At 71.0% G+C, this 24,902-nt stretch carries 25 protein-coding genes; 19 read left to right on the top strand and 6 right to left on the bottom strand.

Going from position 1 to position 24,902, the window contains the following annotated elements; genetic code table 11:
• Positions 1-277 precede the first annotated feature (277 nt).
• From A9977_RS27365 to A9977_RS27355, 3 genes are all read right to left on the bottom strand, one after another.
• Positions 278-1,648 (bottom strand): sigma-54 dependent transcriptional regulator, encoded by a 1,371-nt coding sequence (locus A9977_RS27365; protein WP_183027932.1) that lies wholly within the window; start codon positions 1,646-1,648, stop codon positions 278-280.
• Positions 1,627-3,084: a HAMP domain-containing sensor histidine kinase gene (locus A9977_RS27360; RefSeq protein WP_183027931.1), complete on the bottom strand. Its 1,458-nt coding sequence runs from the start codon at positions 3,082-3,084 to the stop codon at positions 1,627-1,629. Before A9977_RS27360 ends, A9977_RS27365 begins: the two co-directional genes overlap by 22 nt.
• A 65-nt stretch (positions 3,085-3,149) precedes the next feature.
• Entirely contained in the window at positions 3,150-4,103 is a 954-nt protein-coding gene (locus A9977_RS27355; protein WP_183027930.1) for a LysR family transcriptional regulator, read from the bottom strand.
• Between the two features lie 130 nt (positions 4,104-4,233).
• Between A9977_RS27355 and A9977_RS27350 the strand changes: the two genes are divergently transcribed.
• The 3 genes from A9977_RS27350 (at position 4,234) to A9977_RS27340 (ending at position 6,103) form a co-directional block, all read left to right on the top strand.
• Positions 4,234-5,457, top strand: coding sequence for an MFS transporter (locus A9977_RS27350; protein WP_183027929.1), 1,224 nt, complete (start codon positions 4,234-4,236; stop codon positions 5,455-5,457).
• 80 nt (positions 5,458-5,537) lie between these two features.
• A complete protein-coding gene (locus tag A9977_RS27345) occupies positions 5,538-5,933 on the top strand; it encodes a RidA family protein (RefSeq protein ID WP_183027928.1) in 396 nt (131 codons plus the stop codon).
• 23 nt (positions 5,934-5,956) lie between these two features.
• Positions 5,957-6,103, top strand: a complete 147-nt coding sequence (locus tag A9977_RS27340) for a hypothetical protein (RefSeq protein ID WP_183027927.1) — start codon at positions 5,957-5,959, stop codon at positions 6,101-6,103.
• Between the two features lie 27 nt (positions 6,104-6,130).
• Here the strand turns inward: A9977_RS27340 and A9977_RS27335 are convergent, their stop codons facing one another.
• Entirely contained in the window at positions 6,131-6,577 is a 447-nt protein-coding gene (locus A9977_RS27335) for a BLUF domain-containing protein (protein WP_183027926.1), read from the bottom strand.
• A 218-nt stretch (positions 6,578-6,795) separates the two neighbouring features.
• On the opposite strand from A9977_RS27335, the gene A9977_RS27330 reads away from it, so the two are divergent.
• From A9977_RS27330 to A9977_RS27295, 8 genes are all read left to right on the top strand, one after another.
• Entirely contained in the window at positions 6,796-7,017 is a 222-nt protein-coding gene (locus A9977_RS27330; protein WP_183027925.1) for a hypothetical protein, read from the top strand.
• Between the two features lie 99 nt (positions 7,018-7,116).
• Entirely contained in the window at positions 7,117-8,109 is a 993-nt protein-coding gene (locus tag A9977_RS27325; protein WP_405054706.1) for an AraC family transcriptional regulator, read from the top strand.
• A gap of 73 nt (positions 8,110-8,182) precedes the next feature.
• Positions 8,183-8,767 (top strand): carboxymuconolactone decarboxylase family protein, encoded by a 585-nt coding sequence (locus A9977_RS27320; RefSeq protein WP_183027924.1) that lies wholly within the window; start codon positions 8,183-8,185, stop codon positions 8,765-8,767.
• A complete protein-coding gene (locus A9977_RS27315) occupies positions 8,757-9,842 on the top strand; it encodes an acyl-CoA dehydrogenase family protein (RefSeq protein WP_183027923.1) in 1,086 nt (361 codons plus the stop codon). The genes A9977_RS27320 and A9977_RS27315 overlap by 11 nt, the downstream gene beginning before the upstream one ends.
• Positions 9,839-10,645, top strand: coding sequence for an ABC transporter ATP-binding protein (locus A9977_RS27310; RefSeq protein WP_183027922.1), 807 nt, complete (start codon positions 9,839-9,841; stop codon positions 10,643-10,645). The genes A9977_RS27315 and A9977_RS27310 overlap by 4 nt, the downstream gene beginning before the upstream one ends.
• A 52-nt stretch (positions 10,646-10,697) precedes the next feature.
• A complete protein-coding gene (locus tag A9977_RS27305; RefSeq protein ID WP_183027921.1) occupies positions 10,698-11,948 on the top strand; it encodes an ABC transporter substrate-binding protein in 1,251 nt (416 codons plus the stop codon).
• A 2-nt stretch (positions 11,949-11,950) separates the two neighbouring features.
• Positions 11,951-12,697 carry an ABC transporter permease gene (locus tag A9977_RS27300; protein WP_310936202.1) on the top strand — a complete coding sequence of 249 codons (747 nt, stop codon included), beginning with the start codon at positions 11,951-11,953 and terminating at the stop codon, positions 12,695-12,697.
• A 64-nt stretch (positions 12,698-12,761) separates the two neighbouring features.
• A complete protein-coding gene (locus A9977_RS27295; protein ID WP_183027920.1) occupies positions 12,762-13,556 on the top strand; it encodes a CbiX/SirB N-terminal domain-containing protein in 795 nt (264 codons plus the stop codon).
• A gap of 160 nt (positions 13,557-13,716) precedes the next feature.
• On the opposite strand, the gene A9977_RS34475 is transcribed toward A9977_RS27295, so the two are convergent.
• Positions 13,717-14,223 (bottom strand): hypothetical protein, encoded by a 507-nt coding sequence (locus A9977_RS34475; protein ID WP_259652163.1) that lies wholly within the window; start codon positions 14,221-14,223, stop codon positions 13,717-13,719.
• Positions 14,224-14,625: 402 nt separating this feature from the next.
• Here A9977_RS34475 and A9977_RS27285 point away from each other — a divergent pair, with 402 nt between their 5' ends.
• Together A9977_RS27285 and A9977_RS27280 are read left to right on the top strand one after the other, a co-directional pair.
• Positions 14,626-15,300 carry a DUF4336 domain-containing protein gene (locus tag A9977_RS27285; RefSeq protein ID WP_183027918.1) on the top strand — a complete coding sequence of 225 codons (675 nt, stop codon included), beginning with the start codon at positions 14,626-14,628 and terminating at the stop codon, positions 15,298-15,300.
• Positions 15,301-15,447: 147 nt separating this feature from the next.
• Positions 15,448-16,362 (top strand): alpha/beta hydrolase, encoded by a 915-nt coding sequence (locus A9977_RS27280; RefSeq protein ID WP_183027917.1) that lies wholly within the window; start codon positions 15,448-15,450, stop codon positions 16,360-16,362.
• A gap of 274 nt (positions 16,363-16,636) precedes the next feature.
• On the opposite strand, the gene A9977_RS27275 is transcribed toward A9977_RS27280, so the two are convergent.
• The gene (locus tag A9977_RS27275) at positions 16,637-17,452 is read right to left on the bottom strand and encodes a MetQ/NlpA family ABC transporter substrate-binding protein (protein ID WP_183027916.1); all 816 of its coding nucleotides are present in this window, start codon (positions 17,450-17,452) and stop codon (positions 16,637-16,639) included.
• 272 nt (positions 17,453-17,724) lie between these two features.
• Here A9977_RS27275 and A9977_RS27270 point away from each other — a divergent pair, with 272 nt between their 5' ends.
• From A9977_RS27270 to A9977_RS27245, 6 genes are read left to right on the top strand one after another with little or no spacing between them, the layout of a single operon-like run.
• Positions 17,725-19,344, top strand: coding sequence for an ABC transporter substrate-binding protein (locus tag A9977_RS27270; protein ID WP_183027915.1), 1,620 nt, complete (start codon positions 17,725-17,727; stop codon positions 19,342-19,344).
• Positions 19,345-19,374: 30 nt separating this feature from the next.
• Positions 19,375-21,018, top strand: coding sequence for an ABC transporter substrate-binding protein (locus tag A9977_RS27265; protein WP_183027914.1), 1,644 nt, complete (start codon positions 19,375-19,377; stop codon positions 21,016-21,018).
• The gene (locus tag A9977_RS27260) at positions 21,015-22,025 is read left to right on the top strand and encodes an ABC transporter permease (RefSeq protein WP_183027913.1); all 1,011 of its coding nucleotides are present in this window, start codon (positions 21,015-21,017) and stop codon (positions 22,023-22,025) included. The genes A9977_RS27265 and A9977_RS27260 overlap by 4 nt, the downstream gene beginning before the upstream one ends.
• Positions 22,022-22,924 (top strand): ABC transporter permease, encoded by a 903-nt coding sequence (locus tag A9977_RS27255; protein WP_183027912.1) that lies wholly within the window; start codon positions 22,022-22,024, stop codon positions 22,922-22,924. The genes A9977_RS27260 and A9977_RS27255 overlap by 4 nt, the downstream gene beginning before the upstream one ends.
• 4 nt (positions 22,925-22,928) lie before the next feature.
• Positions 22,929-23,942, top strand: coding sequence for an ABC transporter ATP-binding protein (locus A9977_RS27250; protein ID WP_183027911.1), 1,014 nt, complete (start codon positions 22,929-22,931; stop codon positions 23,940-23,942).
• On the top strand, positions 23,939-24,883 hold the full coding sequence (locus tag A9977_RS27245) for an ABC transporter ATP-binding protein (protein ID WP_183027910.1): 945 nt from the start codon (positions 23,939-23,941) through the stop codon (positions 24,881-24,883). Before A9977_RS27250 ends, A9977_RS27245 begins: the two co-directional genes overlap by 4 nt.
• Positions 24,884-24,902 lie beyond the last annotated feature (19 nt).

Genomic DNA, 24,902 nt, shown 5'->3' with positions numbered 1-24,902 from the left:
GGCAGGGGCCGGGCGGCGGCCGGGGCCATGGGCCCGGGCGGAGCCGGGGGCATGGGTGGTTGTTGCGCGAAGGTGCTGGCGCCGAGCAGCAGCAGGGCGGCGGCCAGGCCGGCGGGGCGAATGTGGAATCGCATGGGAAGGCTCCAGGGTGGTGGGGATGCCTTCTGCGTATCAATCGCCGTGCCAGCCGTCGCGCCCTTTGAAATCAAGGACTTGCGTGCGATCGGGCGGCCGGAGGTGGCCTTTATCGAGACAGGGTGTCCGCTTTGCGGACGTCTCATTCCAGTCCGTACTGCGCCAGCTTCTTGTAGAGCAGCTGCCGATGGATGCCGAGCCGCCGTGCCGCCTCGGCGCGGTTGCCGTTCGCCTGCGCCAGCGCATGCGCGATCAGCAGGCGCTCCAGCTTCTCGACGCTGGCCGGCAGCTCGCCCGCCAGCCAGGCGGCGGGCAGTTCGGCGTCGGCCGGCGGACGGGAGGGCCCCGGGGCCCGGGCACTGTCGAGGCCGAGCTCGGCCACGCCGATCACCCGATGGCGCGCCAGCACGTGACAGCGCTCCATCAGGTTGCGCAGTTCGCGCACGTTGCCGGGCCAGCGGTGGCTCAGAAGCGCTTGCGCCGCCTCGACCGACAGGGCCTTGGCGGGCTTGAGGCCCTCGCGTTCGGCCGCGCGGCGCAGGAAGTGCTCGGCCAGCGGCAGGATGTCGGCCAGCCGCTCGCGCAAGGGCGGCAGCACGATCGACAGCACGTTGAGCCGGTAGAACAGGTCTTCGCGAAAGCTGCCGTCGCGCAGGCCCGCGCCCAGGTCGCGGTGGGTGGCGGCCACCACCCGCACGTCGACCTTCACCGTCCGGTGGCCGCCGAGCGGCGTGACGCTGCCTTCCTGCAGCGTGCGCAGGATCTTGGCCTGCACCGCCAGCGGCATGTCGCCGATCTCGTCGAGCAGCAGCACGCCGCCGTCGGCCGCGCGGAAGCAACCGGGCCGGTCGCCGGTGGCGCCGGTGAAGGCGCCGCGCACATGGCCGAAGAGTTCGCTCTCGAGCAGTTCCTTTGGGATGGCCGCGCAGTTGATGGCGATGAAGGGCGCGTCGGCGCGCGCCGAGTGGCGGTGCAGCGCGCGCGCCACCATTTCCTTGCCCGTGCCGGTCTCGCCCAGCACCAGCACCGGCGCGGCGCTGGCCGCGGCCAGGCCGATGCGCTTGTGCACCTCGCGCATCGCATCGCTGGGGCCGACCAGGGCGTCCGCCTCGTCGTCCGCGACGGCCACCGTGGCCGTGGGCGCGGCGTCGTCCGGGCGCAGGGCGCGGCCCAGCACCTCGATCACCGCATCGCGGCGGATCGGCTTGGTCAGGTGGTCGAAGGCGCCCAGGCGCATCGCGTCGATGGTGTTGCCGCCGCTGGCGTAGGCGGTGAGCACGATCACCGGCGGCACGCGCGCCAGCTGGGCGTTCATCGCGGCCAGCGTCTGCAGGCCGTCCATGCCCGGCATGCGGTGGTCCAGGAACACCGCGTCGAAGCGGGCGGTCTGCAGCGCCGCGAGCGCGGCGGCGCCGTCGACGGCCTCGGTCGCCGCATGGCCCAGGCCCTGCAGCGTCTCGGCCAGGGTCTCGCGGAAGGCTGCGTCGTCGTCTACGACCAGGAGGTGGGCCATGGAAGCTCCAATTCGAAACGCGTGCCCTGCGGCAGGGGCACATGCACCAGCTCGCCGCCGTGCGCCAGCGCGACCTCGCGCGCCAGCGCCAGGCCCAGGCCGGTGCCGTCGGCGCGGCCGGTGGCGAAGGGCTCGAAGAGTTGCGCCCGCAGCGCCTGCGGCACGCCGGGGCCGTCGTCGTCCACGCCGATGTGCAGGCGGCCTTCGCGCGGCGCGGCGTGCAGCCGCACCCTGCCACCGCGCGGCGCATGGCGCACGGCGTTGTCGAGCAGGTTGTCGACGGCGCGCGCCAGGTGCACTGGGTCGAACACCGCCTGCGCCACGGTGCCCGGCTCGACCACCAGTTCGACCCCGGCCTCGTCGGCGCGGCGCTGGATGGCGGCGGCGCGCTGGGCCAGCCAGTCGGGCAGCTCGACCCGTTTCGGCTGCACGTTGACCGGCTGCACCAGCGCCAGCAGGCTCTGCACCAGGCCTTCGAGGCGGTCGATCTGGCCGACGATGGCGTGCAGCGCTTCGCCCTGGCGCTCGGGGCCGAGCGCCAGCGCGTTCTCCGCCTTCAGGCGCATCGCGGCGATCGGGTTGCGGATCTCGTGGGCGATGCCGCCCGTCATGCGGCCCAGCGCCGCCAGCCGCTGGTCGCGGCTCTGGCGCTGCGCCGCCTCGCGCAGGTGCGAGCGGGCCGCCTCGAAGCGCAGGCCATAGCGGTTGAAGCCGTCGACCACGCGGTCGAGCTCGCGCACGCCGGTGCGCGTCAGCACCGGCATGGCATCGCCTTCGGCCTCGACCAGCTGCGCCTCGACGCGCCGCACATGCCGCAGTCCGCGCAACAGGATCAGGCCGAGCCACAGGCCCGAGGCCAGCACCACGCCGGTGAGGATGCCGAGGCCGGTGCGCAGGCTGGTCTGCGCCGTGAGCGCGCCGGCATGGGTGCGGGTCATGGTCCAGGCCGCGAGATCGTTGCCGGGCGCGGCCAGCGGGCAGGCCGACACGATCAGCGCCTCGCGCGAGCCGCGCACCACGTCGGTCTGCAGCTGCTGCGTGCGCGCGGCCTGCTGCGCCAGCTCGAGGATCAGCGGCTGTTCGGTGACGGGAATGTCGCGCTTCACGCCGCTGCCCTCGTAGCTGGGGTAGGCGTAGGCCAGCCATCCGCCGGTGCGCTGCCAGACGCCGCCCTCGACATGCGGCGCCTCGATCAGCACCAGCTGCAGCAGCACCTGCAGCAGGTCGAGCTGCGGCGCGGCCGGCGCGGGCTCGGTCACCGACCTGGCGTAGCGCCCGGCGATGGCACGGCACGACTGCTCGGCCATGGCGCGGCCTTCGGCCACCTGCGCGCCGGCGCTGCTGCGGTAGAGCGTGACCATCATCACGCCGAGGGCCACGCAGATGGCGAGCAGCAGGAGCCAGAAGACGACCAGCTGGCCGCGCAGGGATTTCATGCCAGCGAATCTAGCGTCGACAAGCGGCGCTCGCGTGCAGGACGGAGGCGCTAAGCGCCCAGGTCCTAGTCCACATACTGCGCCGCGCCGTCCAGCGCCATCGGCACCGCCACCCGCATCGCATCGATGAAGCGCCGCAGCCGGGCCGGCTGGAAGCGCGACTGCGGGTAGATCAGGTGCACGGCCAGCGGGTCGGCGCGCCACTGCGGCGCGAGGTGCACCAGCCGGCCCTGCGCGATGTCGTCGGTCACGGTCCAGGCCGAGACGATGCTCGCGCCCAGCCCCATCAGCGTGGCGTTGCGCAGCGCGAACAGGCTGTCGGTGCCCAGGCGCGGGCGGATCGGCACGCGCACCCGCTCGCCGCTGCGCACATGCGTGAGCGAGAGCTCGTCGCGGTAGAAGGTGCGCAGCGCCAGCCAGGGCAGGGCGGCCAGCTCGCTCGCGTGCGTGGGCGCCGCCAGGCCTGCGAGCAGTGACGGCGCGGCGACCGCGATGCGCGGCACCTCGGTCAGGCGCAGCGCGACCAGCAGCGCGTCTTCCACCTCGCCCAGCTGGATCGCGCAGTCGATGCCCTGGGCGATGAAGTCGGGCGGGCGGTCGTGCAGCAGCCAGTCGACCGACACCCGCGGGTAGCGGCGCAGGTAGTCGACCAGCGGCCCCATCAGCAGGCGCTGGCCGAAGGCGTGCGGCGCCACCACGCGCAGCGTGCCCTCGGGCTCGTCGCCCGCCCCGCGCAGGTCGGCCTCGAAGCTCTCCCAGCTGCCCAGCATCTCCTTGGCGCGCTCGTAGCAGCGCTCGCCGTCCTCGGTCAGCTTCATCGCATGGGTCGAGCGGTTGAGCAGGCGCAGGCCCAGCGCGCGCTCCAGCGCCTGCAGCCGGCGGCTCACGGTCGGCTGGGTCGCGCCGAGCTGCACCGCGGCGGCCGACAGGCTGCCGGCCTCCACGATCCGGACGAAGGTCTGCAGCAGCTCGATGCGCCCGGCGGCGTTGGGGGCAGAGAAGGGGTCGGTGGTGGCCATGCGAGAACGGGGGAGGCGTGGGCAACGGTTATACGTCAAGCGTATAGGCATTGTGCAGTCCCTGCGGCTACCCAGGTTTGGATTTCCTGGGCACACTCGCGGCTCGCTTCAGGATCTAAGGGTTAACACCATGTCTTCCATTCAATGCGTGCATGCCTCGGCCGCCCAGCGTCCGGTCGAGGACACGCTGCCGCCCGCGCTGGTGCTGCTGCTCGCCAGCTCCGCCGGTTTCGCGGTGGCCTCGCTCTACTACAGCCAGCCGATGCTGGGCGGGCTGGGCGCCGACATCGGCGCCTCGGCGCGCACCGTGGGCTTCGTGCCCACGCTCACCCAGCTGGGCTATGCGCTGGGCCTGCTGCTGCTGGCGCCACTGGGCGACCGCTACGACCGACGCACCATCATCCTGGTCAAGGCGGCCGTGCTCTGCGTCGCGCTGCTGGCAGCCGGCGCCGCGCCTTCGGTCGGCTTGCTGCTCGCGGCCAGCCTGGCGATCGGCCTGTCGGCCACGCTGGCGCAGGACATCGTGCCGGCCGCTGCCGTGCTGGCCCCGGAGGCCCGGCGCGGCAAGGCGGTGGGCACGGTGATGACCGGGCTGCTGCTGGGCATCCTGCTGTCGCGCGTGGTCAGCGGCTTCGTGGCCGAGCACTTCGGCTGGCGCAGCATGTTCGTGGCCGCGGCCGCGAGCATCGCGCTGGTCGGGGTGGCGGCCTGGCGCGGCCTGCCGCGCTTCGCGCCCACCACGCGGATGTCCTATGGCGCGCTGATGGGCTCGCTGGTCGACCTCTGGCGGCGCCACGGCACCCTGCGCCGCGCGACGCTGGCGCAGGGCCTGGTGGTGATCGGCTTCAGCGCCTTCTGGTCGACGCTGGCCGTGATGCTGCACGGTGCCCCCTTCCACCTGGGCAGCGCGGCGGCCGGCGCCTTCGGCCTGGCCGGTGCGGCCGGTGCGCTGGCCGCGCCGCTGGCCGGCCGGCTGGCCGACAGCCACGGCCCGGCCTGGGTGGCGCGCGGCAGCGTGGCGCTGACGGCACTGTCCTTCGCGGCCATGGCCGCCGCGCCCTGGCTGTCGCCGCATGCGCAGCTGTGGTTGCTGGCGCTGTGCGCCGTGGGCTTCGACCTCGGCGTGCAGGCCACGCTGATCGCGCACCAGACCCTGGTCTACGGCATCGAACCCGGCGCGCGCAGCCGGCTCAACGCGATCCTGTTCGTGGGCATGTTCATCGGCATGGCCATCGGCTCGGCGCTGGGCGCGCTGGTGCTCGCGCAATGGGGATGGATGGCGATCACGGGGCTGGCGACCGGCTCGGCGCTCGCGGCGCTGGTGGTGCGGCTGTGGCCGGCGGCCCGGCGATGAATCGCTGAGGGGGACGCACCGACAATGTCGATGCACATGGCATCGCCGACCCCCACCTTTTCTTCCTCCGACTTTCCGACATGACCGACCGAACCATCATCCTTCCGCCATCCATGAAGCTGCTGGCGGAAAGGGCCGGCTATGCGCCCGCCGTGAAGGTGGGCGCGACCGTCTACTGCGCCGGCCAGGTCGGCCGCACGCCTGCGCTGCAGGTCATCGCGGACCCCGAGGCGCAGTTCGTCGCGGCCTGGGAGAACCTGCGGCTGGTGCTGGCCGAAGCCGGCTGCACTTTCGAGGACGTGGTTGAGATGACCACCTACCATGTCGAGATGCGGCAGCACATGGCTGTGTTCAGGGCGGTGAAGGACCGGACCTTTCCTCGCGGCACCTGTGCATGGACCTGCATCGGCGTGACGGAGCTGGCCCATCCGGGGCTTCTGGTCGAGATCAAGTGCGTGGCGGTGGCCGGCGCGTGAAGGCAGTCTTCAAAGGAGAGCACATGCAAAAGACGATGGGCGCAGCGCTTCTGTGCCTGCTGGCCGGCTGCGCAAGCGGCTCGCCGCCCGCTCAGGGCTATGCGGTCTGTGCCACCCAGCCGGGCACCTACGCGTGCCAGGTCGAGCAGTATCACAACGTCGACAACTGAAAGCCCGTGAGAGGCCGGCGGATGGCCTCAGCCTTCGGACGGCGACAGCGGATGCCAGTCCCGCGTCGCGGCCCAGGCGCGGAACAGGGGCGCGGCTGTCGTCGGGTCGGTCTCGTAGAGGTTCAGCGCGCTGTCCGGCGAGAAGCCCTGGAAGATCTGCCGGGTGCCCGGCGTCCATTCCAGCAGCGCCATCGACCAGTCGCTGAACATGCGCCGGGTCACGGCCCTGCGCTCGAGCACCTTCACGCCTGAATGGCGGCCGTCGGTGAGGATGCGCGCGAACAGGGCTTCTACCGCCTCTTCGCTGCCTTCGAGATACTGCAGGTAGACGCCGTCGAGCACGGCCAGCCCGCCCGTGATGCCCCGTGCGGGGTTGTTCTTCTGTGCCTGGCGCAGCAGCACGCCGGTCTCGAGGGGCAACTTGGCCTGGCTGGTGTAGATCAGGCGGTGGAAGGGGAGGGCGGGATCTTGCATACGCGGGCATCCTAGGGCGATCCCGCGGGCCGTGCTGTCGGTCTAAACCCGCGACGCATGAGAGAGCGGTCCTTACAGCCATGGGCGGGCTCCGGTGGTGAGCACGTTTTCCGGATAAGCAAGCACCGAATGCTTCTAAGCGCCGGCCCGTATCTGCGGCAAGGTGGCGCATGCGATGCGCGGCCCGATCGCCACCGCGAACGAACCAAGGAACAGACATGAGCTTTCGCCTTCGCCTCGTCTCCCCGCAGCGACCGCCCGAAACCACGGCCGAGCGCCCGCAAGTGCGCCTGCGCGCCGGTGGTGAGCGCGTGCCATCCGAGCGCTGGGCGGACAGCATCGACGCACACGACATCGACGGCTCCTGGCGCGGCGTGATCCAGGCGCATGGCGGGCTGCAGGGCGGCACGCTGCGTGCGCCCTGGTGGGCGCGTTCCTGAATGAATGCGACTTGGCAACGCGCGTCGATGGCCGCCACCGCATAAGCTCAAGCGCAATGGTTCGTTGGCGTTGCGCGCGCCTGCGGCCACACTCGCGCGATGAATTCCGGGCACGACATGCGGCAGGCGCCTGCAAGCGAGAGCGACAGCAACAGCGACCATCAGGCACAGACCGACCGCGTGGTGGACTGGCTGCTCGACGGCCTCGAATGGCAGGCCAGCGTGTTCCATGTCGGCCAGTACTGCGGCCGCTGGCGCGCCTCGACCGCGGGCCGGGCCCGCGCGAGCTTCCACCTGATCCTCGACGGCCGCTGCTGGCTGCACCGGCCCGGCCATCCCTCGGTGGCGCTGGCGCCGCGCGACGGCGTGTTCCTGATGCGCGACGTGCCGCATTTCCTCTCGCCCTACAGCGACCCGACCATCGATTGCGCGCCGCGCGCGATGCAGCCGCTGTCGACCGTTGCCGCGCTGGGCGAGACCGGGCTGGCCTGCGGCTTCTTCGCCTTCGACGGACCGTTTCGCGCGCTGGTGACCGACGCTTTTCCCGACTGCCTGCTGCTGCGTGCCGACGACCGCACCAACGCGTCCGCGGCAACCTTGTTCGACCTGATGCGCAGCGAGGCGCACCGCACCGGCCCGGAACCCTCGGCACTGATGGACCGGCTGGCCGGCCTGCTGTTCTTCTACGGCCTGCGCCATGTCTCGCGCGGCGAAGCGCAGACGCGCGGGCTCTGGGCGCTGCTGCGGCGGCCGGGCTTCGCGCCGCTGGTGTCGCAGCTGCTGCAGGCGCCCGAGCAGGCCTGGACGGTCGACGCGATGGCATCGCGCGTGCACCTCTCGCGCGCGGCCTTCTTCCGCCAGTTCGCCGAAGCCTGCGGCCAGTCGCCGCTGCAGTTCCTGCTGCTGTTGCGCATGCAGCTGGCTGCGCGCCGGCTGGCGCAGGGCGAGTCGATCGCGCAGGTGGCGCAGGCCGTGGGCTACGCGTCCTATGCGGCCTTCTCGCGGGCCTTCAAGCGCGTGATCGGCGAGCAGCCCGGCGTCTGGCAGCGTGCGCGCATGAACGGGCACAATTCAGAGACGCTCGGTCATTGAGCGTGCGGCGGTCGCGACGAAGAATCGTGGCATCGCCGACTTTTTCGGAAACAAGCCCGAGGAGACAACGTTCATGACCCGCCTGACCCTGCACACCGAGGCCTCGGCACCCGAGGGCAGCCAAGCCTTCGTGGCGCGCGCCGTCGCCAACAACGGCTTCCTGCCCAACCTCATCGGCATCCTGGCGAACGCGCCCTCGGCCCTCGAGACCTACCTCACGGTGGCGCAGATCAACGCGCGCGGCTCGCTCACGCTGGCCGAACGCGAAGTGGTGCAGATCACCGCCGCCCGGCTGCACGGCTGCGACTTCTGCGTGGCCGGCCACACGGCCGCGGCGCTCAAGCAGGCCAAGCTCGGCACCGGCGCGGTGATCGCGCTGCAGAACGGCGAGGCCACGGGCGATGCGCGGCTCGACGCGCTGCGCGTGTTCGCCGAAGCGGTGATCGCCACGCGTGGCAACGTCGACGACGATGCGCTCACCGCCTTCCGCGCCGCCGGCTACTCCGAGGCGCAGGCGCTCGACACCGTGCTGGGCGTGAGCCTGGCCACGCTGTGCAACTTCGCCAACAGCCTGGCGCGCAGCCCGGTCAACCCGCAGCTGCAGCCCTACCTGCCCGAGAAGCTGCAAGCCGAGACGGGGCGCGCCCGTGCAGCTTGAGTCCGTGCGCGACTGGCTGGCCGCGCATGCGGAATCGCTCGATGCCGACGGCACGCAGGCCGCGCAGGTGATACCGCGGCTCGCGGCCGCGGGCCTGTTCCGGATCGGTGTGCCGCAGGAGTTCGGCGGCGAGGGCGACCTCGGCGATGCGGTCGAGGCGATCGCCGGCGTGGCCGAGCAGTCGCTGGCCGCGGCCTTCAGCTTCTGGGGCCAACGTGCCTTCATCGCGTACCTGCTGCAGTCGCCCAATGTGGCACTGCGCGAGCGCTGGCTGCCCTCGTTGCTCGACGGCACGCAGGCCGGCGCGACCGGCCTGTCGAACGCGATGAAGTTCCTCGGCGGCATCGAGGCGCTGGCCATCCGCGCCAGGGCGCGCACCGATGGCGCGGGCTGGGTGCTCGAGGGCAGCGTGCCCTGGTGCACCAACCTGAGATCGAACAACTTCGTGACCGCCGTGGCGGTGGGGCGCGAAGACGGCGGCGCGCCGCTGATCGTGGCGCTGCCGTCGGACCGCGCGGGCCTCGCGCGCAGCCCCGACCTCGACCTGATCGCACTGCGCGGCAGCAACACCGCATCGCTGCGCATCGAGGGCTTGGCGATCGACGAAAGCGACCTGCTGCACGTCGACGGCAAGCAGTTCCTGCCGCAGGCGCGGCCGGCCTTCCTGGGCCTGCAGTGCGGCATGTCGATCGGCCTGGCGCGGGCCGCGCTCGAGGCCGCGACGCAGCGCAGCGGGGCAGGGCGCGAGGTGCTCGAAGCACCCATCGAAGCACAACGCCAGGCCCTGAGCGAGGCGACCGCGGCCTTGCATGCCGGCCTGCTGAGCCGGCGCTTCCTCACGCACCCGGTCGAGCTGTTCAGGCTGCGGCTCGCGCTGTCGGAGATCGTGCAGCAGGCGGTGCAGCTCGAGCTGCAGGCCAGCGGCGGGCGGGCCTACCACCGTGACCAGGTCTCCAGCTTCGCGCGCCACTGGCGCGAGGCCGCCTTCATTCCGATCGTGACGCCCAGCGTGACGCAGCTGAGGGGCGAGCTGCTCAAGCACGACGCCAGGCTCCGGGCCGCTTCGGCCGCATGAGCGGGGTTCCGACAGCCCCCGAGGCCGCCGCCGCCGGCGGCCCCGTGCTCGAGGCGCGCGACCTGTGCTTCGGCTATGGCGATGCGCCACCGGTGTTCGACGGCATCTCGCTGCAGGTCGCGCCGCGCGAGATCGTCTGCCTGCTGGGCGGCAGCGGCTGCGGCAAGTCGACCTTGCTGCGCGTCCTCGCGCAACTGGAAACCGGCCACCACACGCATGCGCGCGGCGAGGTGCGCTTCCTCGGCGTGCCGCTGACCGCACCGCACCCGCGCGCGGCGCTGGTGTTCCAGCAGCCCAGCCTGCTGCCCTGGCTCGATGCCGCGCGCAACGTGGGCTTCGGCCTGGACTTCGCGCGCCAGCCCGCGCAGTCGAAGACCGGGCTGGCGCAGCGCGTGGCCGAGGCGCTCGAGGCCGTGGGCCTGGCGGGCCAGGGGCGCCGCTATCCCGCGCAGCTCTCGGGCGGCATGGCGCAGCGCGTGGCGCTCGCGCGGGCGCTGGCCCGCGAGCCGCAGCTGCTGTTGGCCGACGAGCCTTTCTCCGCCCTGGACGCGTTCACCCGCGCGGGCATGCAGGACCTGCTGGTCGCGCTGGTGCACCGCTGGCACACGGCCGCGCTGCTGGTGACGCACGACATCGACGAGGCCCTGCGCGTGGGCGACCGCATCCTGCTGATGGGCGGCAAGCCCGGCCGCATCGTGCGCGAATGGCGTGTCGACCGCGGCGCGGCCGATCCCTCGGCCGTGCTGGCGCTGCGCCTCGAGATCCTCGGCGCGCTGCAGGCCACCGGCGGGGTGCCCGCATGAGCGCCACATCCGCTTGCCATTCCGATCCCCTTTCTTCCGAAGGACCCCGCGCATGAACGATCGCTCCTCCTCCCGCACCGAACGCCCGCTGCATGTCTGTGCCTCGTCGGCCTGCGACTGCGGCCTCACGCGGCGCGACATGCTGCGCCTGTCGGCCCTGACCGGGGCGGCCGTGGCGGCCCCCTTCCTCAGCGCGGGCGATGCGCGCGCCCAGGCCTTCAAGGGCGACGACCAGCCGGTGAAGATCGGCTACCTGCCGATCACCGACGCCACCCCGCTGCTGGTGGCGCACGGCCGCGGCCTGTTCGAGAAGGAAGGGCTCAAGGCCGAGGCGCCGCGCCTGTTCCGCTCCTGGGCGCAGATCGTCGAGGCCTTCGTCGCGGGCCAGGTCAACGTGGTGCACCTGCTCACGCCGGCCACGCTGTGGGTGCGCTACGGCGCGAAGTTCCCGGCCAAGATCGTGGCCTGGAACCACATCAACGGCTCGGCGCTCACGGTGCTGCCCGAGATCGGCAAGGTGGCCGACCTCGGCGGGCGCACCGTGGCGATCCCGTTCTGGTATTCGATCCACAACATCCTGCTGCAGGACGTGCTGCGCAAGGAAGGCCTGAGCGCGGTCACGCGCGCGCGCGGCGCGGCGATCGGCCCCAAGGAAGTCAACCTGGTGGTGCTGGCGCCGGCCGAGATGGTGTCGGCGCTGGCGGGCAAGTCGATCGCCGGCTTCATCGTGGCCGAGCCCTTCAACGCCGCGGCCGAGATCGCGGGCGTGGGCAAGGTGCTGCGCTTCTCGGGCGACGTGTGGCGCGACCATGCCTGCTGCGTGACCTTCCTGGCCGAGCGCGACGTGGCCGAGAAGCCCGAGTGGGCGCAGCGCGTGACCAGCGCGCTGGTCAAGGCGCAGCTCTGGACCCGCGACAACCGCCTCGAGACCGCGCAGCTGCTGTCGAACGCGGGCGAGCGCCGCTACACGCCGCATCCGCCGCAGACGCTGGCCAAGGTGCTGGCCGCCACCGACTACGTCGACTACGAGAAGAGCGGCGTGGTGCAGCACAAGGGCTGGGCGCAGCGGCGCATCGACTTCCAGCCCTATCCCTACGCTTCGTACACCGAGCAGCTGGTGCGCGCGATCAAGGCCACCAAGGTCGAGGGCGACACCGCCTTCCTCGATGCGCTCGACCCGAAGTTCGTCGCCGGCGACCTGGTCGACACGCGCTTCGTGCGCAAGGCCATCGACAGCGTCGGCGGCCCGCAGGTGTTCGGCGTGCCGGCCGACTATGCGCGCCGCGAGACCATCGCCGCCTGACCGTGCTGCGCCGCATCCTGCTGCCGCTGACCGGCATCGTGCTGGCCCTGGGCCTCTGGTGGCTGGGCAGCCAGCTGCTGCTGGCGCGCACACCGGTGGCCGCGGCTTTTGCACCCTGGCCTTCGCTCCAGGCGCTGGCCCACCTGCTCGTGGGCGCCGACATCTGGCACCACACGCTGCTGAGCCTGCAGCGCGTGGGCGTCGGGCTGCTGCTGGCCTTCGTGCTGGGCGTGCCGCTGGGCGTGCTCACCGGCCTGTCGCGCGGCTTCGCCCAGGCCAGCACGCCGGTGTTCCAGTTCCTGCGCATGATCTCGCCGCTGTCGTGGATGCCGATCGCGGTGATGGTGCTGGGCGTGGGCGATGCGCCGGTGTATTTCCTGCTCGCCTTCGCCGCGGTCTGGCCGATCCTGCTGAGCACCGCGGCCGGCGTGGCGCAACTCGACGCCAACTGGCTGCTGCTCGCGCGCAGCCTCTCGGCCACGCGGCGCGAGACGGTGCTGCACGTGATCCTGCCCGGCATCACGGCGCAGATCCTGACGGGTGTGCGCCTGTCCATCGGCATCATCTGGATCGTGCTGGTGCCGGCCGAGATGCTGGGCGTGTCGGCCGGCCTGGGCTACTTCATCCTCGACACGCGCGACCGGCTGGCGTATTCGGAACTCATGGCCGCGATCCTGCTGATCGGTGCGCTGGGCTACCTGCTCGACCACCTGGCGCGCTGGCTGCATGCGCGGTGGCTGCACGCGTAGTGCTGGGACTTTTGCCGGCGGCGGTGCAGCGATGGCTGCATAGAATCCGCCCGTGAAAACCTCCATGCCGCTTCCTGAACCTTCGAACAGTGCATCGCGCCGCGCCACCGTGCTGCTGGCCAAGTCGTCCATCACCGGCGCGGCCACGCGCGAGATGGAAGATCTCGTCCGCCGGCTGCAGGCGATGGAGCACGCCGGCCATGTCGCCTTCGCCTTCAGCGAGCAGGGCACGCCCTCGCTGCGCGAGACCCTGACGGCGCTGGCCGACGAAGGCTTCGACGCCGTCTTCATCCTGCCGCTGCTGCTGCCGATGGAACCCGGCTTCAGGGTCTGGATCGATCGCGCGGTGCATCGCTGGCAGGCCGAGCACCCGCAGCGCCGCTGGCCGAGCGTACAGGTCGGCGAGCCGCCCGCCGCGCTGGCGGGCATGGACGCGCTGCTGCGCGACATGGCGGCGTCCATGTCGAGCGATCCGGCGCCCACGCCGGCCTCGGCGCTGCCCACGGTCGGCTCGCTGATCCCCACACAGAAGTATCGGGTGCTGGTCTGCCAGGGCGGTCCCTGCAACAACGCGGGCGCGGCGCTGGTCTGGGGCCATCTGCGCAACGAACAGAAGCGGCTCAACCTGCGAACGGCTGGCGAGGGCACGATGAGCGCGCGGACCAGCTGCCTCGGCCCCTGCAACCTCGCGCCGGTGGTGCAGGTGTTTCCGGAGGGCACGTACTACGGCGGCATCGATGAGGCCGGGGTCGACCGGATCGTCAGCGAGCACCTGCTGGGCGGCAGGGTGGTGGACGCGCTGGCCTATGCGCCGAACGGCGCGAAGCAGGCGCTGCGGCCGCCAGCGGACGCGTCGTGAGCGCAGGGCCCGTCCGTGCCGAGGCCCGGGAGGCGGGGCATCGAAGCATGCCAATTGCGGGCACACGGGTGGCAACCGACCGGCTACAGCCGGCCGACGACGGTCATTGCCAGATCCGGTAGGCCCAGAACCCTTCGTCGTGCGCGATCCGGTCCAGAAGCTAGGCCGGGGTACAGCCGGTGATGCGTCGCGACACCCTGCACAGATGGGACTGATCCGAGTAGCCGGCGTCGGTGGCCAGCCCCGACCACGGCGGACGTTGGCCATCCTCAGATTCCATGGCCTCGAAGAAGGCCCGTTCGGCGCGGCCGAAGCCCCTCAGCTCGCGCAAGGGTTGCCCGGCCCAGAGCCGGATCCTGCGCTCAACCTGGCGCAGGCTCCGGCCGGTCCTCGAGGTGGCCGCATGCAGCGCGAGTCCGTCGGCCCAGTCGGTGTAGCGATGCAGCGCCAGCACCCGCTTCGGCCGAGCCGCCTGCCATCTTGGATCGAGAAAGTCCTCGATGAGGCGCACGCGTCGATCGTCGTCCGGCGCCGCCGCCACCGAGGCACACATCGCCACCCAATCCGCCGGGAGGACATCGCCGACATCGACCATCCGATCGATCCAGTTCCCGGGCTCGATCCCTGTCAGGTGATGGACGGCATCGGGAAGCAGGAGCAGCATCATTCCGTGCGCCGCACCCGAACTCCAGGTGATCGAAGGGCGTGTGAACGGGCCGCCAAAGGCGACGGGCGAAGGGACGGGTGAGCGTGGGCTGTCCAGCGAAGCAGGCGACCCGGGCGCAAGCATGTCCACCGCCCCACCGAACCACCAGTTGAGGGTGCACATCGGCGTTGCCGGATAGTGATTGAACCGTTGCCCGGGCCCGAGCGCCACGGCCCTGGCATCCCGCGCCATCACACCGCGCATGCAGCCCGTGAGTGCCAGGCTCGGCAGCCACAGTCGAGAGATCGCATCGGAAAGGGGCGGACGCTCCACAGCCATCCACCGAGTCTAGGCGAGCGGCCCGGCGGCCCGGATGTCGCAATCGTTCAATACGCCGACAGCGCGCTTCGACAACATCCGGGCATGCTTCAGCTCATCGACACGAACATCTGGCACGCGGTCCACGCGTTCTCCGCCAACGGCCTCCCCATCACCACGCGCATGACCGTCGTGCGTTTGCCCGAGGAAAAGCTGCTGGTCCACTCGCCGGTCCCCTTGAACGACGGCCTGCGACGGCAGCTGGCCGAGCTGGGCCGCGTGAGCTTCATCGTGGCCCCCAACCGGATGCACCATCTTTTTCTGGCCCCGTTCGCCGCGGCCTTCCCCGGCGCCGAGGTCTACGGCCCGGCCGGGCTTCACAGGAAGTGCCCGGCACTCGGGGCGCTCCGCGATCTACCCGCCGAGGGTGTGGCCGATTGGCAGCCCGACCTCGAGCACCTTGCGTTCGAGGGGATTCCGGCGGGCAGCGAATCGGTCTGGTTCCATCGGCCGTCGGCCACGCTCATCGTCACGGACCTGGTTCAATGGATGCAGGGAGCGCTTCCGTGGTCGACCAGGGCCTACGCCGCCCTGACGGGCGTTCGCCGCAGCCTGGCCGTCCCGCTGACCGTGCGGGCGCTGGTGCGCGATCGTGCAGCCGCCGCCCGGAGCGCCGAGCGCGTGCTGCGCTGGCCTTTCTCGAGGGTGGTGGTCGCGCACAATGCGATCGTCGACACCGACGCGCATGCCCGGATGGCCAGCGCCCTGAGCGTGTTCTGACGCGCGGCTTCGGGGGGGCGAAAGGCTGACGACACAGCCAGCCATGGCTTTGATCCGTGCGACGCGGCGTTTGAATCCATCGGAGAATTCCTGCCGCCTCTCCCTTCTTTCCGACCGCGATAGGCGGTCACCACCCCGTCATTCCTCATGCCTCCATTCCTCGCCGCCGCATGGGTCGCCAGCGCCCTCCTTGCCACCGCACTTCCGGCCGTGGCCGCACCACCGGCCGTTGAGCCCGCGGCCGCTGTCCGGATCGCCGACAGGATCTCGGTGCGGACCGAAGGGCAGGGGCCCGACCTCATCCTGATCCCCGGGCTCGCGTCCTCGAAGGATGTCTGGGATCAAGCGTCGGCGAGCCTGCGGCAGACGCATCGGCTGCATCGGGTGCAGGTCGCGGGCTTTGCCGGCACCGCCGCCGGCGCCAACGCCGCGGGCGAGGTCGCGGCGCCCGTGGCCGAAGCCATCGCGCGGTACATCGCGCAGCATCAACTGAAGGCGCCCATCGTCGTGGGCCATTCGCTGGGCGGGGAGGTCGCGCTGATGCTCGCGGCGCGCCATCCCGAGGCCGTCGGCGGGCTGGTGGTGGTCGATGCCTTGCCCTTCTTCAGCCTGCTGTTCGACCCGGCCGCCACCGTGGCGACGTCGACGCCCGATGCGGCCGTGTTCAGGGACAACCTGCTGTCGGCGCCCAAGGCGCAGGCCGACGCGCTGCAGGCCGCGTCGGTGGCGCGACTGGTCAAGACGCCGTCCGCGCGCGCGGCGGTGGTGGAGGCGGCCCTGCGCTCGGACCGCACGACGGTGGCCAACGCGAGCTACGAACTCATGACCACCGACCTGCGATCCGAGCTGGAGCGCATCCGCGTGCCGGTCCAGGTCATCTATGCCTGGGACCCGCTCTACGGCGTGCCCGCGGCGGCTGTCGACGCACGCTTTCGCGGTGCCTATGCGGGGCTGGCGAAGGCCCGCTTCACGCGCATCGACGACAGCTTCCATTTCGTGATGCTCGACCAGCCGCAGCGCTTCGTCGACGCGCTGCGGACCTCGCTCGAGCCCGATCACTGAAAAGTGCCGGGCTCCGGTGGCAGCCCGGACACGAACCAGCGCCCCACGTTGCGCGTCTTGTACTCGGCCGGGTTGTGCAGCGTGTGGATGCGCGCGTTGCGCCAGAAGCGGTCGAGGCCAGAGACCGCGTCGAGGCGTCAGCACCCAGCACTTCGAAGATCTCGTTCGTCACTTCGAGCGCGACCTCGCCGGCCTTGTCGCGCGCGATGGCATCCGCATGCAGGGCCGCGCGCAGCGGGTCGGAGAGATCGGGATCGAAACGGCCCATCGCGCGTCACTTGCCGAAGTAGTCAGGCAGCCGGTAGCCGGCCCAGACCGGGTTGGCCTGGAAGACCTTCTGGAACTCGGCCGACTGGTAGGCGCGCACGATGTCCTTGGCATAGGCGCTGTTCTCGTTGCCGCGCTTGACCGCCACCACGTTGACATAGGGCAGCGTCATGTCTTCCAGCTTGAGCGCCTCGGTGAGCTTGAGGCCGTTGGCAACCGCGAAGTTGCCCTGGATGGCCGCCAGGTCGGTGTCGGCCAGCGCGCGCGGCGCCTGGGCCGAATCCAGCGGCACCAGGCGCAGGCGCTTGGGGTTGGCCGCGATGTCGCGCTCGGACACGTTCAGCGGGCTCACGCCGGCCTTGAGCAGCACCCAGCCCAGGCCCGCGAGGATGTTGAGTGCGCGCGCCGCATTCACCGGGTCGGCCGGCAGCGTGACGGTGGCGCCGTCGGGCACCGCGGCCAGCGTCTTGTAGCGCTGCGAGTACAGGCCCATGGGCGGCGTGGGCACGTGGACGATGGGCACGAGGTTGAAGCCCTGCTGCTGGTTGGTCGCGTTGAGGTAGAGCGTGTGCTGGAAGATGTTGGCGTCGATCTGGCCGCGCTCGACCGCATCGTTGGGCTGCACGCCCTGGCTGAACTCCACGTACTTGACGCTGTAGCCCTGCTGCTGGAGCAGCGGCTCGATGCCCTTGGCGAAGGCGTCGCGGTAGGGGCCGGGCATGAAGCCGATGCGCAGGTCCGCGGCCTGGGCGGCGCCGGCGAGCAAGAGGGAGAGCAGGGCGAAGCCGAGGCGGGCGCGGCCGCGTGAGGGGAAGGAAGGCATGGGAACTCCGGCGGGGCAGGGCGACTGAGGCGCGTGAAAGAGAGCAGTGAAGACCGGCGCGTGGGCGGGCCGCGAAGGCACTCTAAGAGCGCGGTCCATGCGTGGCGAAGGAAGATTTCCACGCTTGCATATGCAGGGCGGCGCGCATATCGATCCTCGTTTTTCTCGCTTGGGCGCGGCGCGTGCGGCCCCTAACCTCCCGTGCTTTCCTCGTTCGCTGTTCCCGTGGGCTTCGCACCCGGCACTCAGTCCTTCCCCGGAGATTTCGACCCATGGCTTCCTCATTGAACCGACGCCTGCTGCTGCAAGGCGGCATGGCCACGGCCACCTTGCCCTGGCTGGGCGCAAGCGATGCGCAGCAGCCGGCCGCCAACGGCGCCCAGCGCGGCGGCACGCTGGTGATCTCGCTGGCCCCCGAGCCCTCGATCCTCTCGGCGGCCTTCCTCACGACCATGCAGGTCACGATGATCGCGGGCAAGATCAGCGAGGGCCTGGTCTGGTTCGACGACAAGCTGCAGCCGCAGCCCGAGCTGGCCGAGTCGTGGGCCTTCGCGCCCGACGGCCTGTCGCTCACGCTGCGCCTGCGCCGCGGCGTGAAATGGCACGACGGCCATGACTTCACTTCGGCCGACGTGGCCTTCTCGCTGCTCAACATCTGGCAGAAGATCCATCCGGGCGGCCGGCTGGCCTATGCCTCGGTGCAGGCCGTGGACACGCCCGATCCGCACACCGCGATCCTGCGGCTGTCGCGGCCCACGCCCTACCTGCTGAGCTTCCTCAACACCTACGGCGCGCAGGTGGTGCCCAAGCACCTCTACGAGGGCACCGACCTGCTCAAGAACCCGGCCAACGTGGCGCCGATCGGCACCGGCCCCTTCCGCTTCAAGGAATGGGTGCGCGGCAGCCACATCGCGCTCGAGCGCAACCCCGACTACTGGCGCGCGGGCCTGCCCTACCTCGACGGGGTGGTGTTCAAGTTCATCCCCGATGCCGCGGCGCGTTCGGTCGCGCTGGCCTCGGGCGAGGTGCATGTGGCGCTGGCGTCGAACATCCCGGTGTCCAACCTCAACCAGTTCGCCGACAAGAAGAAGTACCGCATCAACACCACCGACGGCGCCTACCTCGCGTCGATCCAGCTGGCCGCGGTCAACGTGCGCAAGCCCGCGCTGGCCGACAAGCGCGTGCGCCAGGCGCTGATGTATGCGCTCGACCGCGAGGCGCTGCTGCGCGTGGTGTACCGGGGCTACGGCAAGGTCGCCACCAGTTCGATCCCGTCGACCGTGCCGGCCTTCCACAGCGCCAAGGGGCGCCAGTACCCGCACGACCCGAAGCAGGCCGAGGCGCTGCTCGACGCGGCCGGGCTGACGCGCAAGGCCGATGGCAAGCGCCTCAAGCTCACGCTCGACTACGGCAGCGGCTCGCTCGAGGCCACGCGCACCGGCGAGTTCATGAAGCAGGCCTACGGCCGCGTGGGCATCGACCTGGAGCTGCGGTCGTCCGACGCGGGCGTGTACCTGCGGCGCGTGTTCACCGACGGCGACTACGACCTGTTCCTCACCAGCCTGCACAACCTGCCGGACCCGAGCCTGGGCGTGCAGCGCTGGTACTGGAGCAAGAACATCGCCAAGGGCGTGCCGTGGAGCAACGGCTCCGGCTACGCCAACCCCGAGCTCGACCGCGTGATGGAGGCGGCCGCGGTCGAACTCGACCCGGCCAAGCGCCGTGCGCTGATCGACCAGTGGCAGGCCATCGTGCAGGAAGAGGTGCCGATCCTCGACCTGATCGAGCTCGACTGGACCACCGTCTCAAGCACCCGCTACCGCAAGGCGCGCTCGCAGGGCGACGGCCTCTATGCCTCGCTGGCCGACGCGTACCTGGCTTCGGCCGACTGATCCCTTTCCCCTTCTTCCTCGATCGATCCCATGCATTCCAACCGACGCCATTTCATCCACACCGGCACCGCGCTGGGCGCACTCCTCGTGGCCGGCAGCCTGGCCGTGCCTTCGGCCTTCGCGCAGACGGTCGGCACGAAGCCGGTGCGCGGCGGCATCCTCAACGTGGCGGTGTCGCCCGAGCCCACCTTGCTGACCTCGGCCTTCATCACCACCATGAACATCGGCCAGGTGTCGAGCAAGGTGCTCGAAGGCCTGGTGAGCTACGACCTCAAGCTGCAGCCGGTGCCCGAGCTGGCCACCTCCTGGGAGGTCGCGCCCGACGGCCTGACCGTGACCTTCCACCTGCGCAAGGGCGTGAAGTGGCACGACGGCAAGGACTTCTCCGCGGCCGACGTGAAGTACACGCTGCTGGAAGTCTGGAAGCCCCTGCACCCCTTCGGCCGCGCGGCCTTCGCCAATGTGACCGCCGTCGACACGCCCGACCCGCACACCGTGATCGTGCGCCTGTCCTCGCCCGCGCCCTACCTGCTCAACTACATCAACACCTACGGCGCGCAGGTGCTGCCCAAGCACCTCTACGAGGGCACCGACGTGCTCAAGAACCCGGTGAACAACGCGCCGGTGGGCACCGGCCCCTTCGTGTTCAAGGAATGGGTCAAGGGCAGCCATGTGCGGCTCGAGCGCAACCCGAACTACTGGGGGCGCGGTGCGGGCGGCGAGCCGCAGCCCTACCTCGACGGCGTGGTGTTCAAGTTCATCCCGGATGCGGCGGCGCGCACCGTGGCGCTGGAAGCCGGCGAGCTCGACGTCGCGCTGGGCTCGAGCATCCCGCTGTCCAACCTCAACAAGTTCAGCGACAAGACGAAGTACACGATCAACCTCGACGACGGCCGCTACCTCGCGACCATCTTCCTCACGCAGTTCAACGTGCGCCGGCCCGCGCTGTCGGACAAGCGGGTGCGCCAGGCCTTCGCGCACGCGATCGACCGCAACGCGCTGCTCAAGGTGGTGTTCCTGGGCTACGGCAAGCCGGCCACCGGGCCCGTGCCCTCGTCGGTCGTCAACTACTACGCACCGGAAACGCGCCAGTACCCCTTCGACCTCAAGAAGGCGGCCGCGCTGCTCGACGAGGCCGGCCTGAAGCCGGGCAAGGACGGCAAGCGCCTGAAGATCACGCTGGACTTCGATGCCGGCGGCGGCGTGACGGCCTCGCGCCCGGCCGAGTTCATCAAGCAGTCGCTGGCGCGCGTGGGCGTCGACGTGGAACTGCGCGCGGGCGACACCGCCACCTACCTGCGCCGCATCTTCAACGACCAGGACTACGACCTGATGATCTCCAGCCTGCACCGGCTGCCCGACCCGACGCTGGGCGTGCAGCGCCTGTTCTGGACCAAGAACATCGTCAAGGGTTCGCCCTGGACCAACGGTTCGGGTTACTCCAACCCCGAACTCGACCGCATCATGGAAGCCGCGGGCGGCGAGGCCGACGTGGGCAAGCGCAAGGCACTGATCAAGCAGTGGCAGCAGATCGTGCAGGAAGACCTGCCGGTGCTCGACCTGGTCGAGCAGACCTGGGTCACGGTCGCCACCGCGCGCCTGCACAAGCAGGTGCTGCAGGGCGACGGCCTGTTCGCTTCCTACGGCGACGCCTGGCTCGAAGCCAAGAAATGAGCCTGCGCCTCGCGTCCCCGCTCTGGGGCTTCCTGAAGAAGCGGCTGCTGCAGGTGCTGCCCGTGGTGTTCGGCATCGCGCTGCTCAACTTCATGATCCTGCAGGTCGCCCCGGGCGACGTGGTGGACGTGATGGCGGGCGAGGCCGGGGCCGCCACGCCCGAGTACATGGCGCAGCTGCGCGCGAGCTTCGGGCTCGACCAGCCGCTGTACCTGCAGCTGGGCCACTACCTCTGGAACATCGTCACGCTGGACCTGGGCTTCTCCTTCCGCCAGAACATGCCGGTGTTCGACCTGGTGATCGACCGGCTGCCGGCCACGCTGCTGCTGATGGTCGCGGCCATCGCGATCGCGCTGGTGCTGGGCGTCACGCTGGGCGTGCTGTCGGCGCTGCGGGTCCACACCTGGGTCGACAACCTCGCTTCGCTGTTCGTGCTGGCCGCCTACGCGATGCCGACCTTCTGGCTGGGCCTGATGGCGATCGTGCTGTTCTCGGCCCGGCTCGGCTGGCTGCCTTCGGGCGGCATGGTGGACATCAGCGCCAGCCACACGGGGCTGGCCTGGGTGCTCGACGTGGCGCGCCACGCGATCCTGCCTTCGGTCACGCTCGCGACCTTCTACATGGCGGTCTATGCCAAGCTGGTGCGCTCCTCGATGCTGGAGCTCTACGGCGCCGACTTCATCCGCACCGCGCGCGCCAAGGGCGCGGGCGAGACGCGCATCACCATCGTCCACACGCTGCGCAACGCGCTGCTGCCGCTGGTCACGATGCTGGGTTTCCAGATCGCCTCGCTGCTGAGCGGCGCGGTGCTGGTCGAGTCGGTGTTCAGCTGGCCCGGGCTCGGGCGGCTGGCCTTCGAGGCCATCCTGGCGCGCGACTTCAACCTGCTGCTGGGCATCCTGCTGCTGAGCTCGATCCTGGTCACGCTGATCAACATCCTCGTCGACGTGCTCTACGCCTGGCTCGACCCGCGCGTGCAGCTCTCGACCGCCGGAGCCCACGCATGAAGCCGGCCTTGGTGGTCACTGCGCCGGTGCAGGCCGTGCGCTACGACGGCGGCCGGCGCGAACGCGCGCTCGGCTTCGCGCGCGAAGTGGCGCGCAACCGGCCCGCGCTGGTCGGGCTGGTGCTGATGCTGCTCGTGGTCGCCGCGGCCACGCTGGGCCGCTGGTGGTTCCCGGGCGATCCCTGGGAGATGGCGGGCTCGCCCATGCTGTGGCCCGGCGAGGACGCGGCCCATCCGCTGGGCACCGACTTCATGGGCCGCGACCTCGCGACCGGACTGGTCTCGGGCGCGGGCGTGTCGCTGCTGATCGGCCTGGTGAGCACCGTGATCTCGGCCTGCGTGGGCATCACGGTCGGCGCCCTGGCCGGCTACTACCGCGGCCGCGTCGATGCGGTGCTGCTGCGCGTGATCGAGGTGTTCCAGACCGTGCCCAGCTTCGTGCTGGCGGTGGTGCTGGTGGCGCTGTTCAAGCCCTCGGTGGCAACCGTGGTGTTCGCGATCGGCATCGTCTCGTGGCCGCCCACGGCGCGGCTGGTGCGCTCGCAGTTCCTGCAACTGCGCGAGCGCGAGTTCGTGCTGGCCGGCCGCACCGCGGGCATGAGCCACGCGCGGCTGATCCTCACGCAGATCCTGCCCAACGCGCTGCCGCCGGTGGTGGTGGTGTCGACCCTGGCGGTGGCGCATGCGATCCAGACCGAGGCGGCGCTGGCCTTCCTCGGCCTGGGCGACCCCAACGTGATGAGCTGGGGCACGATCATCGGCAGCGGCCGCGAGCAGGTCACTGACGCCTGGTACATCTGCGGCCTGCCGGGCCTGGCCATCGTGGTCACGGTGCTGGCCTTCAACCTGCTGGGCGAAGGCCTCAACGACGCCATGAACCCGCACCTGCGACGGAGGTAGACCCATGGCCCTGCTTGAAATCCAAGACCTCCAGACCTGGTTCGACACCCGCGCCGGCGTGGTGAAGGCCGTCGACGGCGTGACCTTGAGCGTCGATCGCGGCGAGACCGTGGCGCTGGTGGGCGAGAGCGGCAGCGGCAAGTCCGTGACCGCCTATTCGATCCTGCGGCTGATCCCGCGCACCCAGGGCCGCATCGCGGGCGGCCGCATCCTGTTCGACGGCACCGACCTCGTGACCTTGCCCGAGGCCGGCATCCGCGCGCTGCGCGGCAACCGGATCTCGATGATCTTCCAGGAGCCGCTGTCGGCGCTCAACCCGGTGCTGAGCATCGGCAGCCAGATCGCCGAGGCGATCCGGCTGCACCGGCCGGTCGACCGCCAGGCCGCGTGGTCGCAGGCCGTGCAATTGCTCGACCGCGTGGGCATTCCGATGGCGCGCCGGCGCGCCGACGACTTCCCGCACCAGCTTTCGGGCGGCATGCGCCAGCGCGTGGTGATCGCGATCGCGCTGGCCTGCGAACCCGAACTGCTGATCGCCGACGAGCCCACCACCGCGCTCGACGTGACCACCCAGGCGCAGATCCTCGAACTGCTGCAGGAACTGCAGGCCGAGCGCGGCATGGGCCTGCTGCTGATCACGCACGACCTGGGCGTGGTGGCCGAGGTGGCCGACCGCGCGGCCGTGATGTATGCCGGCCGCGTGGTGGAGCAGGGCACAGTCGCCCAGCTCTTCGATGCGCCCGCGCACCCCTACACCGCGGGGCTGCTGGCCTCGATGGCGCTGGGCGAGCTGGTGCCGGGCAGCCGGCTGCCCGAGATCGCGGGCACCGTGCCCTCGCTGCTCGACATGCCGGCCGGCTGCGCCTTCGCACCGCGCTGCGCACAGGCGCGCGCCGCTTGCACGGCCGCCCGGCCATCGCTGGATGCGACAGGGCAGGGCGCCGCGCATCGCGTGGCCTGCTTCCTGCCGCTCGCGTACCCGGCGGCACCGCGCGAGCTGTGGAGGGCGGTGGCATGAGCATCCCCCTCCTGAAGCTGCAGCGGGCCGTCAAGCACTACCCCACGCAGGCCGGCACGGTGCACGCCCTCGACGGCGTCGACCTCGAGGTCGGCCGCGGCGAGACGCTGGGCCTGGTCGGCGAGAGCGGCTGCGGCAAGTCGACCGTGGCCCGCGTCGCCATGCGCCTCACGCCGCTGTCGGCGGGGCGGATCGAATTCGATGGCGAGGACATCACGAAGCGCGAAGGCAAGGCGCTGCAGTCGATGCGCGCGCGCCTGCAGATGGTGTTCCAGGACCCGTATGCCTCGCTCAACCCGCGCGTCAACGTGGGCCGTGCGCTGGAGGAACCGCTGGTGGTGCAAGAGCGCGGCAGCGCGGCCGAGCGGCGCGAGCAGGTGGCCTGGGCGCTGGCGCGCGTCGGCCTGCGGCCCGAGATGGCGGTGCGTTATCCGCACGAGTTCTCGGGCGGGCAGCGCCAGCGCATCGGCATCGCGCGGGCGCTGATGCTGCGCCCGGAACTGATCGTCTGCGACGAGGCCGTGTCGGCGCTCGACGTGTCGGTGCGCGCGCAGGTGCTGAACCTGCTGCTGGGCCTGCGCGAGGAGTTCGGCGTGTCCTATCTGTTCATCTCGCACGACCTGTCGGTGGTGCGCCACATGTCCGACCGCATCGGCGTGATGTACGCGGGCCAGGTGGTCGAGCAGGGGCCTGGCGATGCCGTCTGGCACCGGCCGCTGCACCCCTACACGCGTGCGCTCATGTCGGCCATTCCGCGCGCGCGGCCGGGTGCCGTGCACCGGGCGCGCACGGTGCTCCAGGGCGACCTGCCCGATCCGCTGCAGCCGCCCGCGGGCTGCCGTTTCCATCCGCGCTGCCCCGAGGCCACCGAGCGCTGCCGCGCCGAGGCGCCGGTGCTGCGCCCGGCCGGTGTCCAATGGGTGGCCTGCCATTTCGCCTGACTCTTTTCCGTCTTCTGCT

The sequence above is a fragment of the Variovorax sp. UMC13 genome (assembly GCF_014170375.1).
In the GTDB taxonomy this organism is placed as follows: domain Bacteria; phylum Pseudomonadota; class Gammaproteobacteria; order Burkholderiales; family Burkholderiaceae_C; genus Variovorax.
Note: the sequence above shows the minus strand (reverse complement) of the source record. Positions and strands in the feature narration are given on the sequence as shown.

Excerpts from the sequence above, each read along its gene's own strand:
- A9977_RS27270 (WP_183027915.1), top strand. The coding sequence starts at position 17,725 with ATGGCTTCCTCATTGAACCGACGCCTGCTGCTGCAAGGCGGCATGGCC.
- A9977_RS27340 (WP_183027927.1), top strand. The coding sequence starts at position 5,957 with ATGCAAAAGACGATGGGCGCAGCGCTTCTGTGCCTGCTGGCCGGCTGC.
- A9977_RS27355 (WP_183027930.1), bottom strand. The coding sequence starts at position 4,103 with ATGGCCACCACCGACCCCTTCTCTGCCCCCAACGCCGCCGGGCGCATC.
- A9977_RS27295 (WP_183027920.1), top strand. The coding sequence starts at position 12,762 with ATGCCGCTTCCTGAACCTTCGAACAGTGCATCGCGCCGCGCCACCGTG.
- A9977_RS27365 (WP_183027932.1), bottom strand. The coding sequence starts at position 1,648 with ATGGCCCACCTCCTGGTCGTAGACGACGACGCAGCCTTCCGCGAGACC.
- A9977_RS27325 (WP_405054706.1), top strand. The coding sequence starts at position 7,117 with ATGAATTCCGGGCACGACATGCGGCAGGCGCCTGCAAGCGAGAGCGAC.
- A9977_RS27275 (WP_183027916.1), bottom strand. The coding sequence starts at position 17,452 with ATGCCTTCCTTCCCCTCACGCGGCCGCGCCCGCCTCGGCTTCGCCCTG.
- A9977_RS27320 (WP_183027924.1), top strand. The coding sequence starts at position 8,183 with ATGACCCGCCTGACCCTGCACACCGAGGCCTCGGCACCCGAGGGCAGC.
- A9977_RS27305 (WP_183027921.1), top strand. The coding sequence starts at position 10,698 with ATGAACGATCGCTCCTCCTCCCGCACCGAACGCCCGCTGCATGTCTGT.
- A9977_RS27245 (WP_183027910.1), top strand. The coding sequence starts at position 23,939 with ATGAGCATCCCCCTCCTGAAGCTGCAGCGGGCCGTCAAGCACTACCCC.
- A9977_RS27350 (WP_183027929.1), top strand. The coding sequence starts at position 4,234 with ATGTCTTCCATTCAATGCGTGCATGCCTCGGCCGCCCAGCGTCCGGTC.
- A9977_RS34475 (WP_259652163.1), bottom strand. The coding sequence starts at position 14,223 with ATGATGCTGCTCCTGCTTCCCGATGCCGTCCATCACCTGACAGGGATC.
- A9977_RS27285 (WP_183027918.1), top strand. The coding sequence starts at position 14,626 with ATGCTTCAGCTCATCGACACGAACATCTGGCACGCGGTCCACGCGTTC.
- A9977_RS27330 (WP_183027925.1), top strand. The coding sequence starts at position 6,796 with ATGAGCTTTCGCCTTCGCCTCGTCTCCCCGCAGCGACCGCCCGAAACC.
- A9977_RS27255 (WP_183027912.1), top strand. The coding sequence starts at position 22,022 with ATGAAGCCGGCCTTGGTGGTCACTGCGCCGGTGCAGGCCGTGCGCTAC.
- A9977_RS27260 (WP_183027913.1), top strand. The coding sequence starts at position 21,015 with ATGAGCCTGCGCCTCGCGTCCCCGCTCTGGGGCTTCCTGAAGAAGCGG.
- A9977_RS27360 (WP_183027931.1), bottom strand. The coding sequence starts at position 3,084 with ATGAAATCCCTGCGCGGCCAGCTGGTCGTCTTCTGGCTCCTGCTGCTC.
- A9977_RS27335 (WP_183027926.1), bottom strand. The coding sequence starts at position 6,577 with ATGCAAGATCCCGCCCTCCCCTTCCACCGCCTGATCTACACCAGCCAG.
- A9977_RS27265 (WP_183027914.1), top strand. The coding sequence starts at position 19,375 with ATGCATTCCAACCGACGCCATTTCATCCACACCGGCACCGCGCTGGGC.
- A9977_RS27250 (WP_183027911.1), top strand. The coding sequence starts at position 22,929 with ATGGCCCTGCTTGAAATCCAAGACCTCCAGACCTGGTTCGACACCCGC.
- A9977_RS27280 (WP_183027917.1), top strand. The coding sequence starts at position 15,448 with ATGCCTCCATTCCTCGCCGCCGCATGGGTCGCCAGCGCCCTCCTTGCC.
- A9977_RS27310 (WP_183027922.1), top strand. The coding sequence starts at position 9,839 with ATGAGCGGGGTTCCGACAGCCCCCGAGGCCGCCGCCGCCGGCGGCCCC.
- A9977_RS27345 (WP_183027928.1), top strand. The coding sequence starts at position 5,538 with ATGACCGACCGAACCATCATCCTTCCGCCATCCATGAAGCTGCTGGCG.